The following is a 15,048-nucleotide window of genomic DNA, read 5'->3' as shown; positions in this document are numbered from 1 at the left end:
CCAAAGCGGCCCTGATCGCGCTGACGGCCGCCCGATGCCCCTGCGGGCTTCAGGGTCGGCGAGCCGGAATAGGGTGGCTCGAGGGGTGACCACTACGCTCGCCCATAAATGCGGGGCGATAAAACGGCTGTCTATGCGGGCAGGAATTTTTCGCCATTTCATCCGCGCGATTTTGGAAACTAATCACGCCCGATTTAGCCGCGTTGTTGCACCGTTGTAAAAAGTGCGCAAAAAGTCGTGTAAAAGCCTCAGTTCATGCGGGCCATCAGGCAAGCCGCGCGCGGCCCTGTTAAAATTTCGCCACCATGAATGGGCGTGCGGTTGCCATTCAACAGGAAGTGCGGCGCGAAGTGGGTCTGCACTGCCTGCCCCGTATTCGTAGCCCCTTTTTTCCGTCGAGCCACGGAAAGCGCGTTGAGCCCGTCCGCCCATCCGGCAGGACCGAGTGCCGTTGTGCTTTCATTTGCCTGTCAGGTGGCCGAATCAATATTACGGTCAATTACGGGAACGCGGATCGCACGCCTTCAACCCGGCAGGCTGCCGGCGCCATGCTGGCGCGGCAGCTCATGTGCGGGGCGCAAGCAGAAGGAGTCGGGATCGTGCGAAAGAGCATTCCCAGCAATGTTTTACCGAACGGCCGTGCGGCCCGAGGGCGGCGCGCCGCGCGGGGTAGCGGCCAATGACGCTTCCATCGTTGCCTGTTTTGGAGTGGCTCGCCATTGCGCTGTGCTGTGTGGCCACGCTCTACGCCGTTGTCGCGGCGCTCGCCATGCCGTCGTTCGGTACCGCGCGCTTCACGCGCGAAGCCGTGCGGCGTGCCCGAGCGCAAACGCCGATGTCGGTCAGCGTGCTCAAGCCCTTGTGCGGCGCGGAGCCGCGTCTTTACGAAAACCTTGCAAGCTTCTGCGAGCAGTCGCATCCATGCTTCCAGCTGCTGTTCGGCGTGTCGTCGCCTGCGGACCCCGCGATTGCCGTGGTGCGCCGGCTCGAAGCCGCCTATCCGCACCTCGACATCGAACTCGTGGTGGACCCGCGCGTGCACGGCAGCAACCTCAAGGTCAGCAACCTCATGAACATGGTGGCGCGGGCGCGTCATGAGGCCATCATCATCGCGGACAGCGACATCGCGGTCGAACCGGACTACCTGAGCACGGTTACGGCGCCGCTCGCCAACCCCGAGGTGGGTGTGGTCACGTGCCTGTACCACGCGAAGAGCATTGGCGGCTTCTGGCCGCGCGTGGGCTCGCTTTTCATCAACGAGTGGTTCGCGCCCTCGGTGCGGGTGGCCCACGCGGCGGGTTCGCGCGATTTCGGCTTTGGCGCCACGCTTGCGCTGCGCCGCTCGACGCTCGCGAAGATCGGCGGCTTCGAGGCGCTCAAAGACTGCCTCGCCGACGACTACATGCTGGCCGAACACGCGCGCGAGCAAGGCCTTGCCACCGTGCTCGCGCCCGTGATGGTGGAAACCGACGTCATCGAGCCGAGCCTGCGCACACTCTGGCTGCGCGAAACGCGCTGGTTGCGTACCATCCGCTCGGTCAACCCGTCCGGGTTTGCGTTCCTGTTCATCACGTTCACGTCGCCGTGGCTGCTCGCTGGTGCGCTGTTCGCCTGGCTGCTGGATGGCAGCGGTGCCACGGCGGGGCAGCCGCTTGCGGCGAATCTGCTGGTGGCGAGCACGGTTGCGGGTATCATCGCGCGTGTTTTGCTGCATGCGCGCAGCGCGCGGCATGCCCGGGCGTTCTGGCGCGACCTGCCGCTCGTGCCGCTGCGCGATGGTTTGCTTGCGCTGCAGTGGCTCGGCGCGGTGTTCGGCACCCACGTGGTGTGGCGCGGCGCCCGGATGGCGGTGGCCAATCCGGTGACCGCGCAGCCGCGGCCTTCCGTGGTCGAGGTGTCGGACGGTCGCTGAGGGGCAGCGCTTGGGGGCGGCGCTTAGGGGCAAAAGGTCCCGAAGGCGAGGGCGGCCAGCTGTCGCAAGGCGCTGGCGCCACGCCCGAAGCGCGATCCCGAACACGAGGCCGCGGTGCGCCGCGCGCCCATCAGCATCGGTTAAGCAGGACGACGTAGGCTGCCCCTTCAGGCGCCCGCACCCCACGTGCAGGCAAGCGCCGCGAAGCCGAGGCACGACGTCGATAAAAGCAGGCGCGCCCGCACGGGCGCCATTCAACAAGAGTCTTCAGTTACAACGCAGGTTGCCGGAGCATTCATGAAAACGCTGTTTTTGCAGGCACCGTCCTACGACGGTTTCGACGGCGGCGCGGGTTCGCGCTATCAGGCCAAGCGCGAGATCCGCTCGTTCTGGTATCCCACCTGGCTCGCCCAGCCGGCTGCGCTCGTGCCCGGTAGCCGCGTCGTCGATGCGCCGGCCGACGGCCTGTCGGTCGAGGAAACGCTGAAGATCGCCAACGACTACGACCTCGTGATCATCCACACGAGCACGCCGTCGTTCCCGACCGACGCGATGTTCGCGCAGGACCTGAAGAAGATGAAGCCGTCGCTGCTGGTCGGCATGGTGGGCGCGAAGGTGATGGTCGATCCGCACAACTCGCTCACGGCGAGCGACGCCATCGACTTCGTATGCCGCGAGGAATTCGACTACACCTGCAAGGAACTCGCCGAAGGCAAGCCGTTCTCCGAGATCAAGGGCTTGAGCTGGCGCGCGAAGGACGGCTCCATCGAGCACAACGAGGCGCGTCCGATCCTCGAGAACATGGACGAACTGCCGTTCGTCGCGCCCGTCTACAAGCGCGACCTGAAGATCGACAACTACTTCATCGGCTACCTGAACTATCCGTACGTGTCCATCTACACGGGCCGCGGCTGCAAGTCGCGCTGCACGTTCTGCCTGTGGCCGCAGACGGTGAGCGGCCACCGCTACCGCACGCGCTCGGTCGAAAACGTGCTGGAAGAAGCGAAGTGGATCCGCGACAACATGCCGGAAGTGAAGGAACTGATGTTCGACGACGACACCTTCACCGACGACCTGCCGCGCGCCGAAGCCATCGCCATTGGCCTCGGCAAGCTCGGCATGACGTGGTCGTGCAACGCGAAGGCCAACGTGCCGTACAAGACGCTGAAGGTCATGAAGGAAAACGGCCTGCGCCTCTTGCTGGTCGGCTTCGAATCCGGCGACGATCAGATCCTCGTGAACATCAAGAAGGGCGTGCGCACCGATTTCGCGCGCCGCTTCAGCGCGGACTGCAAGAAGCTCGGCATCAAGATCCACGGCACCTTCATTCTCGGCCTGCCGGGCGAGACGCAGGAAACCATCAAGAAGACGATCGAGTACGCGAAGGAAATCAATCCGCACACCATCCAGGTGTCGCTCGCCGCGCCGTATCCGGGCACGACGCTCTACAAGCAGGCTGTCGAAAACGGCTGGATGGAAGAGAACAAGACGATCAACCTCGTGAGCAAGGAAGGCGTGCAGCTTGCAGCCATCGGCTACGCGCACCTCTCGCGCGAGGAGATCTACCACCACCTCGAGCAGTTCTATCGCCAGTTCTACTTCCGTCCCTCGAAGATCTGGGAAATCGTGCGCGAGATGCTGACGAGCTGGGACATGATGAAGCGGCGTCTGCGCGAAGGCGTGGAGTTCTTCCGCTTCCTGCGCGCACACGAGGCGTAATGCAGTCCACCGGGCTCGCGCCGCAGCGTCCTTCCGGCCGGGTCCGCACGCTGATCATCACGGCGGACGACTTCGGCTTGCACGAGCGCGTGAACGAGGCCGTAGAGCGCGCGCACCGCGACGGCGTACTCACGGCGGCAAGCCTCATGGTCGCCGCACCGGCGGCGCGCGATGCGGTGGAGCGCGCGCGCCGTCTGCCGCACCTGCGCGTGGGCCTGCACCTCGCGCTAGCCGACAGCGACGCCATGCTGCCGCCCGCGCAGATTCCCGCACTCGTCGATGCCAACGGCCGTTTCGGCAGCAACATGGTGCTGGACGGCGTGCGCTTCTTCTTTCTTCCGCATGTGCGTCGCCAGCTCGCGCGTGAAATCCGCGCGCAGTTCGAAGCGTTTGCCGCCACGGGCCTCACGCTCGATCACGTCAACACGCACAAGCATTTCCATCTGCATCCCACGGTGCTTTCGCTGATTCTCGAAATTGGCCGCGACTACGGCATGCGCGCCATGCGCCTGCCGTGCGAGGCCGATGCGCCGGCGTGGCTGCGGCCGTGGATCAGTCTCGTGCGGGCGCGGCTCGTGCGCGCCGGTATCGACCACAACGACTACGTGGTGGGCATGGCGAACACGGGCGGCATGGACGAGCAGGTGCTGCTCGACACGCTCGCGCGGCTGCCCGACGGCGTGGGCGAAATCTACTGCCATCCTGCGGCGCCTGCGGATTCGGGCGAGGGCCCGATCACGGCCTCCATGCATGCCTACCGCCACGCGGACGAACTCGCGGCCCTGCTGTCGCCGCGCGTGGCCGCCGCCATCGAAGCGGCGGGTGCGGTGCGCGGCGGCTTTGCCGACGTGTTCGCGCGAGGAGCGCGCGCGTCATGAAATGGCTCAAGTGGATGGGCTTTCCCGTCGGTATTGCGATCCTGATCGCCCTCGTCGTGCACGAAGGCGCAAGCGACGTGATCCACGTGATCGGGCAGGCCGGTCCCAGGCTGCTGTGGCTCGTGCCGTTCCACGCGCTGCCGCTGCTGCTCGACGCCCACGCATGGCGGCTCTTGCTGGGCGGTCGCGCGCCGCTCGCGTTCCTCTGGTGGGTGGCGACGGTGCGCGAAGCTGTTTCGCGCCTGCTGCCTTCCGTGGGGGTGGGCGGCGAGATCGTCGGCATCCGGCTCGCGCGCTGGCAGGTGCGCGATGCGAGCCGCGTGAGCGCGTCCGTGATCGTCGAGGTGCTGATTACCATCGCGGTCCAGTACGCGTTTTCGGCGCTCGGTCTCGTGTTGATCGTGGCGAGCACGCATCACTCGGATTCGCTGCGCACCATCGGGCTCGCGCTGCTGCTTTCGCTGCCGGTGCCGGTCATTACTGTGGCGCTGCTGCGTCGCGGCGGCATCTTTCACGCCGTCGAACGCTGGGCGGGCCGGTTGCTCGGCGACGCGCATCCGCTCCTGCAAGGCATAGACGGCCAGAAGCTCGACGCCGACATCGACGCGTTGATGTGCCGTACAGGGCTCCTGTTCCGCTCGTTCGCGTGGCAGCTGGGCGGCTACATGCTGGGCGCGCTGGAGACCTACTGGGCGCTGGCGCTGCTCGGGCACCCCGTATCGATTGGCGGCGCGCTCGCCATCGAAGCGCTCACGCAGGCCGTGCGCCACGCGGCATTCATGGTGCCCGCAGGGCTCGGCATCCAGGAGGCCGCCGTGGTGCTGCTCGCGCAGATGTTCGGCGTGAACCACGAGGTGGCACTCTCGCTCGCGCTCGTGAAGCGCATGCGCGAAGTGGTGTTCGGCTGCATGGCGTTGGCGTCGTGGCAACTGGCCGAACTCGTGCGCGGCCGGCGGCACGTGCGGCCGGCAGGCGCGACGCTGGCGGTTGCCGCGGCGAGCGCGGATGCGTCGCACACGGCTGGCGGCACGCGTGCCGCCAGCGAATCGCAACGCGCGTCAGGCCGCGACGACGAACAGCGCACGCGCGAGCAGGTCCGGTAGTTTTTCAGTACGTCCTTTCTGTGCTATCTGCACTATCTGGGTTTCGATCAACCCGTGCGGTGATCGTCCTCGTCTTTGTTGCCCTCGGCGGCGGCAGCCCCTCTCTCGCCTGAAACACGACGTGCGATCCGGAACGATATCGGCGCGCAGCCCATTGCACACGCCGCGCCGTGCGGTGCGGAAATTGCGACGGCCTCTCGCACACCGACCCCGCGCCGCTGTGTGGAGCACGCGCGAAAGCGGTGCGCAAAAACGCCTTTAAACAGGCATGGTCGATGCTTGAATGCCTCGCATCGGTGACATACGACGCCTGAACAGGGCTGTTCGACGCTCTGGGGTGACCGCGCACGGTCCGCATTCACGCTGATGGTGCATACGTGGCCGCGGCGGGTTTCGCCGGTGTCTTGCTCAGTACCGCGCCCGTGCCGCTGGGCGGGCCGAGGCAAGACGCCAGACCGAACCCTTGTTTCCCGCTATTTCGAAGCACGTGTTGCCGACTCTCTGGAACATTTCGAAGGAGCTTTCCGCGTCATGACCCGATTCAACACCCGTTCTTTTCAGGACGTGCGCCGCACACTGATCGAACGACGCGAAATTGCGTTGCTCGACGTGCGCGAGGAGCATCCGCACGCACAGGGCCACCCGCTTTTCGCTGCCAATCTGCCGTTGTCGAGGCTCGAACTCGACGCACCCGTGCGCCTGCCGCGCCGCTCGGTCCCCATCGTCGTGCTCGACAGCGGCGAAGGACTTGCCGCGCGCGCTGCGCAGCGTTTCGTCGAACTCGGCTATACCGACGTAGCGCTGTTCGAAGGCGGCCTGAAGGGCTGGACCGCCGCCGGCGGCGAACTTTTTCGCGACGTCAACGTGCCGAGCAAGGCGTTCGGCGAACTCGTGGGCACGGAGCGCCGCACGCCGTCGCTCGATGCGCGCACCCTGCAGGCCATGCTCGACCGCGAAGAGAACGTCGTCGTACTCGACGCGCGCCGCTTCGACGAATACCAGCTCATGAACATTCCGGGCAGCATCAGCGTGCCCGGTGCGGAACTCGTGCTGCGCGCGCGGCAGATTGCGCGCGACCCTTCGACGCACATCGTGGTCAACTGCGCGGGCCGCACGCGCAGCATCATCGGTGCGCAGTCGCTCATCAACGCCCGCGTGCCGAATCCGGTCAGCGCGCTGCGCAACGGTACCATCGGCTGGAGCCTGGCGGGGCAGCCGCTCGCGCATGGCAGCGCGCGCCGCTATGACGCAGCGCTCGACGACGTGCTGCGCCTCGAAGCCGCGGACCACGCCCGCGCCCTCGCGGACCGCGCCCGGGTGGGCCGCACGACGCGCGACGAGGCACGCCGCTGGGCCGACGAGCGCGTGCGGACGATCTATCGCTTCGACGTGCGCTCGCAGGAGGAGTACGAAGCGGGCCACGTGCCCGGCTTTCGCCATGCACCCGGCGGGCAGCTCGTGCAGGAGACCGACACGTTCGCGCCCGTGCGCGGCGCGCGCGTGATTCTCGCGGACAACGACGGCGTGCGCGCGAACATGACCGCGTCGTGGCTCGCGCAGATGGGCGTGGAGGTGTACGTCGCGGATGGTCTCACGCGCGGCGATTTCAGCGAGGAGGGCCCCACTACCGCCGTGCGCGATGCCCTCGCCGCCCCCGTCGCTCAGGAGGTGACCCCCGCGGAACTCGCGTCGTGGTTACACGAGCCGGGCACCGTCGTGATCGATCTGACCACGAGTACGAACTACGTGAAGCGCCACATTCCGGGCGCCTGGTTCGCCATTCGCTCGCTGCTGGCCGATGCCGTGCATCAGCTGCCGCAGGCGCGCCGCTACGTGCTCACGTGCGGCACCAGTACGCTTGCGCGCTTCGCCGCGCCGGAACTCGCGGCGCTCGTGGACGGCAAGCCCGTGCACGTGCTCGCGGGCGGCACGGCTGCGTGGATCGACGCGGATCTGCCGGTGGAAGCGGGCGAGACGCGGCTCGCTTCGCCGCGCATCGACCATTACCACCGTCCTTATGAAGGCACCGACGTGTCGCGCGACACGATGAACGCCTACCTCGAATGGGAGTGCGGGCTCGTCGCGCAGCTCGCACGCGACGGCACACATGGTTTTTTCGTGATCTGAGTGTCGAACGGCCGGGGGTCGGCGTGTGGGTCCGCATGCACGCGTGTACGCGGGAGATGCGCGAAATTGGTGTAAACGCGGTCTCGATAAATGCCGGTGTTGAGTCTAGATTGTGGGGCACCGAGACACACCGAATAGTCGAGGGACCAGCAAGCCGCGTGAGACGGCTCATCAATCACGGGGATGGCGCGCAGGTCGGAGGCATTCGCCTCCGACCGTGTGCGTCATCTGCGCTCATCCGCTTTCCGCCGCCTGGGTTCGCGCATGTCGCGAGCCTGAAGCGTTCGTCGCTTCTTGGTCGCTTCTTTGCCCCTCCTTCGTCCGTTCTCGCTGTTTTCCCCCGCACACGGTTATGCTGTCGGACATTGCGTTTGGCGCACGCCCGTTCGTGCATGCATTCGACCATGTTCAACCCACACCCTCGCAGGCGGTTCGCGCGCGTGATGCTCATGACCGCGCTGGCCGCCAGCGTCACGCTAGGCGGCTGCGATAGCCGCGAAGGCGACCGGCTCGTGCAGAAACTCAAAGCAATCTTCAACGCCATCAAGCCCGACTTCCTGTTGCTGCGCGGCCTCACGCCCGGCGTTTCCACCGAAGAGCAGGTGCGCGACCAGATGGGCCGGCCCGAGACCGAACGCGTGTTTACCGATGGTTCGAAGCGCCTCGAATATCCGCGCGGCCCGCAAGGGCTCAACACCTACATGGTCGATATCGATCGCGACGGCAAGCTCAGCGCCATCACGCAGGTGCTCACGGCCGAAAACTTCGCGAAGATTCGCCCCGGCATGAGCGAAGACGAAGTGCGCCGCCTGCTCGGCAAGCCCGGCGAGATCGCGGTGTATCCGCTCAAGCCCGAAACGGTGTGGAGCTGGAAGTGGCGCGAAGGCGGGGTCAACGAAGAAGCGTTCTTCAACGTGCACTTCGGGCCCGATGGCCGAGTCTCGACCACCTCGCGTTCCGACATCATCCGCGGACATTAGCGATACTGGCAGCGTACCGGCGACATGTGGGGATAGACCCGCGACCTACGCCTGATCGAAGAGGACCACACAGACTCATGCAACGCAGAATTCGACCTCCGCGCATCGCGCTCGTGCTCGGCGGCGGCGCCGCACGCGGCTGGGCTCATATTGGCGTGATCCGCGCGCTGCACGAGGCAGGCATCAAGCCCGACGTCGTGTGCGGCACGTCGATTGGCGCACTGGTGGGCGCCGTGTACGCGAACGGCGACCTCGACTGGCTCGAAGAATGGGTGGGCCGGCTCACGTGGCAGGCCGTGGTGCGCCTGCTCGACCCGCGCTTCACGGGCGGCGGCCTGCTGGGCGGCCGCAAGCTCATCAATCTCTTCGCCAACCGCTTCGACGGCTGTCTGATCGGCGAGTTGAAGATGCCGTTCACGGCCGTGGCCACCGAACTCGATACGGGCCGCGAGGTGTGGCTCCAGGAGGGCAGCGTGGTGGACGCGGTGCGCGCTTCCATTGCGATTCCGGGCATCTTCACGCCGATCTGGCATGACGGCGCCTGGCTCGTGGACGGCGGGCTCTCGAATCCGGTGCCGGTTTCGGCGGCGCGCGCGCTGCGCGCCGACTGCGTGATCGGCGTGGATCTCAATCACGACATCCTCAATGGCCGCGATCTGGGCGGCGCCGTGGACGACACGCCCGTGCCCGACCCCGACGCGCCGCCGCCCGTCGCGCTGCGCCGCAACGGCAAGCCGTTTCCGCGCTGGCTCCAGCCCGGGCCGCAGACTACTGATGTGCGCGTGCGGCCCGCGCCGGGCGCACGCGTGCCGTCGCTGCTCAACTCCATTGCGCAGAGCATCGACATCATGCAGGTGCGCATCACGCGCAGTCGCCTTGCGGGCGAGCCCGCGGACATCATGATCCAGCCGCGCCTGGGCGGCATGGGCATCTTCGACTTTCACCGCGCGGCGCCTGCCATCGAAGAGGGCAAAGCCGCTGTGGCCTACATGATGCCGGCCATCCGCGCGCGGCTGGGGCTGGACGGGTAAGGCCGAAGCCGAAGCCGGAAAGCAAGCAGACCAGGAAACCAGGAAACCGGAAGAAGACAAGGCGGCGTGGGCGCTCCAGTGCGCCCGCAGCCGCTGCCCGGTCTATCGAAAAAGCGACCGCAAACTTGCGAATTTGCGGCGCACCGACACTGGCTGCAGTCGCTTGACGGCGCGGTGAAGCCCGCCGTGGCGCGGCCTGGCGAGCAGCGATCGCGTCAAGCGAACTTATTGCGTTGCAGCATCGCAACCGCGTCCGATTGAGCAATTCATTTTCGCTTGCGAGTATCCGCGCCATGCCGGACGGCGGCCCGTTGCGGCAAGGCCGACACGGCCTACGTGGCCCGGCCTGCGTGGCCCGACCTGCGCAACCCGCCCCGAACAAAACACCCACGGAGACAACCCAGTGTTCCTGTACGGCTTCGGCCCGATACTTCTTGCCGGCACGGTCCAGACCATCGAGCTTTCCGTGCTCTCGCTTGCCGCCGCCGTGTTGCTCGGCCTCGTGGGCGCCGCGGCGAAGCTCTCGTCGAACCGGCCGCTCGCCGCGGCCGGCACGGCCTACACCACGCTGATCCGCTCGGTGCCCGACCTCGTGCTGATGCTGTTGCTCTTCTACAGCATCCAGATCGCGGTGAACAACGTGACGGACCTGCTCGGCTGGGACCAGATCGACATCGACCCGTTCGTGGCCGGCGTGCTCACGCTCGGCTTCATCTACGGCGCGTACTTCACCGAGACCTTCCGCGGCGCCTTTCTCGCCGTGCCGCGCGGCCAGCTCGAAGCGGGCTACGCCTACGGCATGAGCGGCGCGCGCGTGTTCGCGCGCATCCTCTTTCCACAGATGATGCGTTTCGCGCTGCCCGGCATCGGCAACAACTGGCAGGTGCTCGTGAAGGCCACGGCGCTCGTCTCCATCATCGGGCTCGCCGACGTCGTGAAGGCCGCGCAGGACGCGGGCAAGAGCACCTTCAACATGTTCTTCTTCATTCTCGTGGCGGCGCTCATCTATCTCGCCATCACGACGGTTTCGAACGTCGTGCTGCTGTGGCTGGAACGCCGTTATTCGACTGGCGTGCGGCACGCGGAACTGTAAAGGCTCAGGCGACCATGATCGAAATCCTCACGCAATTCGGGCGCGCGTTTCTCTACTGGGACGGGCAGCGCCTCTCGGGTCTTGCCGTGACGCTGTGGCTGCTGGTGGCTTCGGTGGGCATCGGCTTCGTGATGGCCGTGCCGCTCGCCGTGGCGCGCGTCTCGAAAAAGCGCTGGGTCTCCACGCCGGTGCGCCTCTACACCTACGTGTTTCGCGGCACGCCGCTCTACGTGCAACTGCTGCTCATCTACTCGGGGCTCTACAGCCTCGAGTTCGTGCGCTCGCACACCGTGCTCGACGCGTTCTTTCGCAGCGGCTTTCACTGCGCCATTCTCGCGTTCGCGCTCAACACCTGTGCCTATACGACCGAGATCTTCGCGGGCGCCATTCGCGCCACCTCGCACGGCGAGGTGGAAGCGGCGCGCGCCTACGGCATGACGTGGCTCACGATGTACCGGAGGATTGTGTTACCGTCCGCGCTGCGCCGCGCCCTGCCGCTGTACAGTAACGAGGTGATCCTGATGCTGCATGCCACCACCGTTGCGTTCACGGCCACCGTGCCGGACGTGCTCAAGGTGGCGCGCGACGCGAACTCCGCCACTTACGCCTCGTTCGAGTCGTTCGGGCTCGCGGCCTTGATCTACTGCGCCGTATCGTTCGCGCTCGTGGCGGCGTTTCGCCGCGCCGAACGCCGCTGGCTCGGCTATCTCGCCGTGCGGCAGCATTGAGATTCAAGACACCGAAGCAGTGAGTCAACGGGTTGACCCTGCCGGCCCATATGGCTGCCGGCCCGCATTCTGACTGGGAGAGCATCTTGCCCCAAACCACGCAAACCGAAACCTGCAAGCTGAGCGCGCAGGACATCCACAAGCGCTACGGCGACAACGAAGTGCTCAAGGGCGTCACCCTCAACGCGAAGAAGGGCGACGTGATCAGCATCATCGGCGCGAGCGGGTCGGGCAAGAGCACGTTCCTGCGCTGCATCAATTTTCTGGAGCGGCCCAACGCGGGGCAGATTGTCGTCGACGGCGAGACCGTGCGCACGAAGGCCGACCGCTACGGCAACCTCGAAGTGGCGGACCACAAGCAGTTGCAGCGCATCCGCACGAAGCTCGCCATGGTGTTTCAGCACTTCAACCTCTGGGCGCACATGAACGTGCTGGAAAACGTGATGGAAGCGCCCATCCACGTGCTCGGCGTGCCGCGCCGCGAAGCCGAAGACCGCGCCCGCGAGTACCTCGAAAAAGTGGGCCTCGCGCCGCGCGTGGAGAAGCAGTATCCGTCGCATCTTTCGGGCGGCCAGCAGCAGCGTGTGGCGATTGCGCGGGCGTTGGCCATGCATCCGGACGTGATGCTGTTCGACGAACCGACGTCCGCGCTCGACCCCGAACTCGTCGGCGAAGTGCTCAAGGTGATGCAGAAGCTTGCCGAGGAAGGCCGCACGATGATCGTCGTGACGCATGAGATGGGCTTTGCGCGCAACGTCTCGAATCACGTGATGTTTCTGCACCAGGGCCGCACCGAAGAAGAGGGCACGCCCGGCGAAGTGCTCGGCGCGCCGAAGAGCGAGCGCCTGCGCCAGTTCCTGTCGGGCAGCCTCAAGTAAGGGCGCGCGGCGGTGGCCGTTACCACCGTTACCACCGTCGCCGCTGTTGTCTTTTGAGCAGCATTCCCCATCGCTGTTTTCCCACTCCACACCGCACTCGCGCTGACTTCACGATGGCCCGCACGTCCAGCCCCGCTCGCACCACACAGGTGGCTATCGTGGCCTTGCCGCCCGTGTCGATGTCGGGCGTGGGGCCCATTGTCGATACGCTCAATCTTGCCAACGAGATCGACGGCCGCGCGCTGTACCGCTGGCAGGTGTGCTCGTGGGACGGCCGGCCCGTGCCGCTTGCGGGCGGCGCGCACTGGGCCGCGGACGCCGCGTTCGGCGACGCGCTCGCGTGCGACTGGCTGATCGTCGTGAGCGAGCGCTTTCAGCAGTTCGCCGACTATCGCCTCTTTCTCGCGAGCCTTGCGCGCGTGGGGCAGCGCACGCCGCTCGTGTCGGGCATTCATCACGGCGTCTGGTGGCTCGCCATGGCCGGGCAACTGTCGGGCTACCGCGTGAGCGTGAACTGGGAGGCCTACCAGCAGTTCGCCGAGCAGTTCGAGCGCTCCATCGTCACCCAGCAGATCTTCGAGATCGACCGCGATCGCGCCACCTGCGCGGGCGGCCAGGCCACGCTCGACTTCATGCTCGCGATGATCGGCCGCGACCACGGCCCGGAGCTGGCCGAGCGCATTGCCGACGCAATGGGCACGGGCGCGATTCGCAGCGGCGAGGAGCGTCAGCGCATTCCGTTCGTGACGGCGCCCGGCGAGCGGCATCCGCGCCTGAACGACGCGCTGCTGCTCATGGAAGCGAACATCGAAGACCCGCTGACCACCGACGAAATCGCGAATCTCGTCGGCGTATCGCGCCGGCAACTGGAGCGGCTTTTCCGGCAGTACCTCGGGTCCATGCCGTCGAAGTACTACCTGGGCTTGCGGCTCGCCAAGGCGCGCACGCAGTTGCAGCGCACGAGCAAGTCGGTGGTGCAGATCAGTCTCGCGTGCGGATTTTCGTCGGCGGCGCATTTTTCGAACGCGTACCGCGAGCGCTTCGGCGTGACGCCGCGCGAGGACCGGCGCAACTGGATCGAAAAGCAGCACGGCGGGGCGGCGGGCGAGGGCGGCCGGCCAACCCGGTTGACGGCCGACGAGCCGCGTGCCACGGCGCTGATCGAACGGCCCGACGAAGACGGCTTCGAGCGCTGAGGGTGCATCGCGCATCGCGGCATGCAGGAACGGCAAGCCCGATAGAACGCGTCGCCTTCACGCAAGACGGTACCGGCAGGGTTTCCTACACTACTTTCATTAGCGCCTCGCGCGACTTCCCACAGGATTGGCCATGAACGACCTGACAGTGACCCGACAGACCTTCGACGAAGTGATGGTGCCCGTGTTCTCGCCCGCGGCATTCGTGCCGGACCGCGGCGAGGGCTCGCGCGTGTGGGACACCGAAGGCCGCGACTACATCGACTTCGCCGGCGGCATCGCGGTCACGGCGCTCGGCCACGCACATCCGGCCCTGCTCGACGTGCTGCGCGAGCAGGGCGGCAAGCTCTGGCACATCGGCAACGGCTACACCAACGAGCCCGTGTTGCGCCTCGCGAAGCGTCTGGAAGCGCTGACCTTCGCCGACCGCGCGTTCTTCGCGAACTCGGGCGCGGAAGCGAACGAGGCCGCGCTCAAGCTCGCGCGCCGCGTCGCGTTCGACCGCTTCGGCGCCGACAAGTACGAGATCGTGTCCTTCACGCAGTCGTTTCATGGCCGCACCTTCTTCACCGTGAGCGTGGGCGGCCAGCCCAAGTATTCCGAGGGCTTCGGCCCGGTGCCCGAGGGCATTCGCCATCTGCCGTACAACGACATCGAGGCGGCGAAAGAGGCGATCGGCGCGAAGACGTGCGCCGTGATCGTGGAGCCGGTGCAGGGCGAGGGCGGCGTGATTCCCGCTGACCCCGTGTTTCTGCGCACGTTGCGCGAGCTGTGCGACGCGCACGGCGCCGTGCTGATTTTTGACGAGGTACAAACGGGCGTGGGCCGCACGGGCCACTTCTACGCGTATCAGGGCACGGGCGTGACGCCCGACATCCTCACCACGGCGAAGGCGCTCGGCAACGGCTTTCCGATCGGCGCGATGCTCACCACGAACGAACTCGCCGCGCACTTCAAGGTGGGCGTGCACGGCACGACGTACGGCGGCAATCCGCTCGGCGCGGCTATCGCGGAAAAGGTGGTGGAGATCGTGAGCGACCCCGCGGTGCTCGCCGGCGTGAACGAGCGCGGCGAAGCGATTCGCGCGAAGCTCGCGGCGCTCAACGCACGCTTTGGCATCTTCCGGGAGGTGCGCGGCAAGGGCCTGCTGATCGGCGCGGAACTGACCGAAGCGTGGCAAGGCCGCGCGAAAGACTTCCTCACCGCTGCGGCGAAGCGCGGCGTGATGATGCTGATTGCCGGCCCCGACGTGCTGCGCTTCGCGCCGTCGCTCATCATGCCGATGGACGACCTGAACGAAGGCTTCGCGCGCATCGAACAGGCTATCGAAGACGTGGTCGGCACCGCTTCGAGCGTTGCGGCCGAAGCCGCGGCGCGCTGAACGGCACGCCGAACGGTGCGCT

Annotated in this window: 12 protein-coding genes; all 12 read left to right on the top strand. The window is 66.5% G+C overall.

Features of this window, described 5'->3' with window-relative positions; translation table 11 throughout:
* Nucleotides 1-679 precede the first annotated feature (679 nt).
* Nucleotides 680-1,912 carry a bacteriohopanetetrol glucosamine biosynthesis glycosyltransferase HpnI gene (gene hpnI / locus PXJ20_RS10050; protein WP_277596382.1) on the top strand — a complete coding sequence of 411 codons (1,233 nt, stop codon included), beginning with the start codon at nucleotides 680-682 and terminating at the stop codon, nucleotides 1,910-1,912.
* A gap of 297 nt (nucleotides 1,913-2,209) precedes the next feature.
* Complete coding sequence (hpnJ, locus tag PXJ20_RS10045) at nucleotides 2,210-3,631, top strand: hopanoid biosynthesis associated radical SAM protein HpnJ (RefSeq protein ID WP_126876198.1); 1,422 nt, start codon at nucleotides 2,210-2,212, stop codon at nucleotides 3,629-3,631.
* The gene (gene hpnK / locus PXJ20_RS10040; protein WP_017776458.1) at nucleotides 3,631-4,509 is read left to right on the top strand and encodes a hopanoid biosynthesis-associated protein HpnK; all 879 of its coding nucleotides are present in this window, start codon (nucleotides 3,631-3,633) and stop codon (nucleotides 4,507-4,509) included. Before hpnJ ends, hpnK begins: the two co-directional genes overlap by 1 nt.
* Nucleotides 4,506-5,612, top strand: coding sequence for a lysylphosphatidylglycerol synthase domain-containing protein (locus PXJ20_RS10035; protein WP_421029488.1), 1,107 nt, complete (start codon nucleotides 4,506-4,508; stop codon nucleotides 5,610-5,612). Before hpnK ends, PXJ20_RS10035 begins: the two co-directional genes overlap by 4 nt.
* Nucleotides 5,613-6,143: 531 nt before the next feature.
* Nucleotides 6,144-7,739 (top strand): rhodanese homology domain-containing protein, encoded by a 1,596-nt coding sequence (locus PXJ20_RS10030; protein ID WP_277596378.1) that lies wholly within the window; start codon nucleotides 6,144-6,146, stop codon nucleotides 7,737-7,739.
* Nucleotides 7,740-8,143: 404 nt separating this feature from the next.
* Nucleotides 8,144-8,719 carry an outer membrane protein assembly factor BamE domain-containing protein gene (gene bamE, locus PXJ20_RS10025; RefSeq protein WP_421029487.1) on the top strand — a complete coding sequence of 192 codons (576 nt, stop codon included), beginning with the start codon at nucleotides 8,144-8,146 and terminating at the stop codon, nucleotides 8,717-8,719.
* Nucleotides 8,720-8,796: 77 nt separating this feature from the next.
* Nucleotides 8,797-9,750 carry a patatin-like phospholipase family protein gene (locus tag PXJ20_RS10020; protein ID WP_017776462.1) on the top strand — a complete coding sequence of 318 codons (954 nt, stop codon included), beginning with the start codon at nucleotides 8,797-8,799 and terminating at the stop codon, nucleotides 9,748-9,750.
* A gap of 403 nt (nucleotides 9,751-10,153) precedes the next feature.
* A complete protein-coding gene (locus PXJ20_RS10015) occupies nucleotides 10,154-10,843 on the top strand; it encodes an ABC transporter permease (RefSeq protein WP_017776463.1) in 690 nt (229 codons plus the stop codon).
* Nucleotides 10,844-10,857: 14 nt separating this feature from the next.
* Nucleotides 10,858-11,571, top strand: a complete 714-nt coding sequence (locus PXJ20_RS10010; RefSeq protein WP_421029486.1) for an ABC transporter permease — start codon at nucleotides 10,858-10,860, stop codon at nucleotides 11,569-11,571.
* An 86-nt stretch (nucleotides 11,572-11,657) separates the two neighbouring features.
* Entirely contained in the window at nucleotides 11,658-12,449 is a 792-nt protein-coding gene (locus tag PXJ20_RS10005; protein ID WP_017776465.1) for an ABC transporter ATP-binding protein, read from the top strand.
* Between the two features lie 113 nt (nucleotides 12,450-12,562).
* The gene (locus tag PXJ20_RS10000) at nucleotides 12,563-13,645 is read left to right on the top strand and encodes a GlxA family transcriptional regulator (RefSeq protein WP_026121790.1); all 1,083 of its coding nucleotides are present in this window, start codon (nucleotides 12,563-12,565) and stop codon (nucleotides 13,643-13,645) included.
* A gap of 133 nt (nucleotides 13,646-13,778) precedes the next feature.
* Nucleotides 13,779-15,026 carry an aspartate aminotransferase family protein gene (locus PXJ20_RS09995; protein WP_421029485.1) on the top strand — a complete coding sequence of 416 codons (1,248 nt, stop codon included), beginning with the start codon at nucleotides 13,779-13,781 and terminating at the stop codon, nucleotides 15,024-15,026.
* Nucleotides 15,027-15,048 lie beyond the last annotated feature (22 nt).

Origin of the sequence: Paraburkholderia sp. A1RI_3L, assembly GCF_048957895.1 — a bacterium.
Classification (GTDB): Bacteria; Pseudomonadota; Gammaproteobacteria; order Burkholderiales; family Burkholderiaceae; genus Paraburkholderia; species Paraburkholderia kururiensis.
This window is presented reverse-complemented; position numbering and strand designations above follow the sequence as displayed.

Excerpts from the sequence above, each read along its gene's own strand:
- PXJ20_RS10010 (WP_421029486.1), top strand. The coding sequence starts at position 10,858 with ATGATCGAAATCCTCACGCAATTCGGGCGCGCGTTTCTCTACTGGGAC.
- hpnI (WP_277596382.1), top strand. The coding sequence starts at position 680 with ATGACGCTTCCATCGTTGCCTGTTTTGGAGTGGCTCGCCATTGCGCTG.
- hpnJ (WP_126876198.1), top strand. The coding sequence starts at position 2,210 with ATGAAAACGCTGTTTTTGCAGGCACCGTCCTACGACGGTTTCGACGGC.
- bamE (WP_421029487.1), top strand. The coding sequence starts at position 8,144 with ATGTTCAACCCACACCCTCGCAGGCGGTTCGCGCGCGTGATGCTCATG.
- PXJ20_RS09995 (WP_421029485.1), top strand. The coding sequence starts at position 13,779 with ATGAACGACCTGACAGTGACCCGACAGACCTTCGACGAAGTGATGGTG.
- PXJ20_RS10020 (WP_017776462.1), top strand. The coding sequence starts at position 8,797 with ATGCAACGCAGAATTCGACCTCCGCGCATCGCGCTCGTGCTCGGCGGC.
- PXJ20_RS10035 (WP_421029488.1), top strand. The coding sequence starts at position 4,506 with ATGAAATGGCTCAAGTGGATGGGCTTTCCCGTCGGTATTGCGATCCTG.
- PXJ20_RS10030 (WP_277596378.1), top strand. The coding sequence starts at position 6,144 with ATGACCCGATTCAACACCCGTTCTTTTCAGGACGTGCGCCGCACACTG.
- hpnK (WP_017776458.1), top strand. The coding sequence starts at position 3,631 with ATGCAGTCCACCGGGCTCGCGCCGCAGCGTCCTTCCGGCCGGGTCCGC.
- PXJ20_RS10000 (WP_026121790.1), top strand. The coding sequence starts at position 12,563 with ATGGCCCGCACGTCCAGCCCCGCTCGCACCACACAGGTGGCTATCGTG.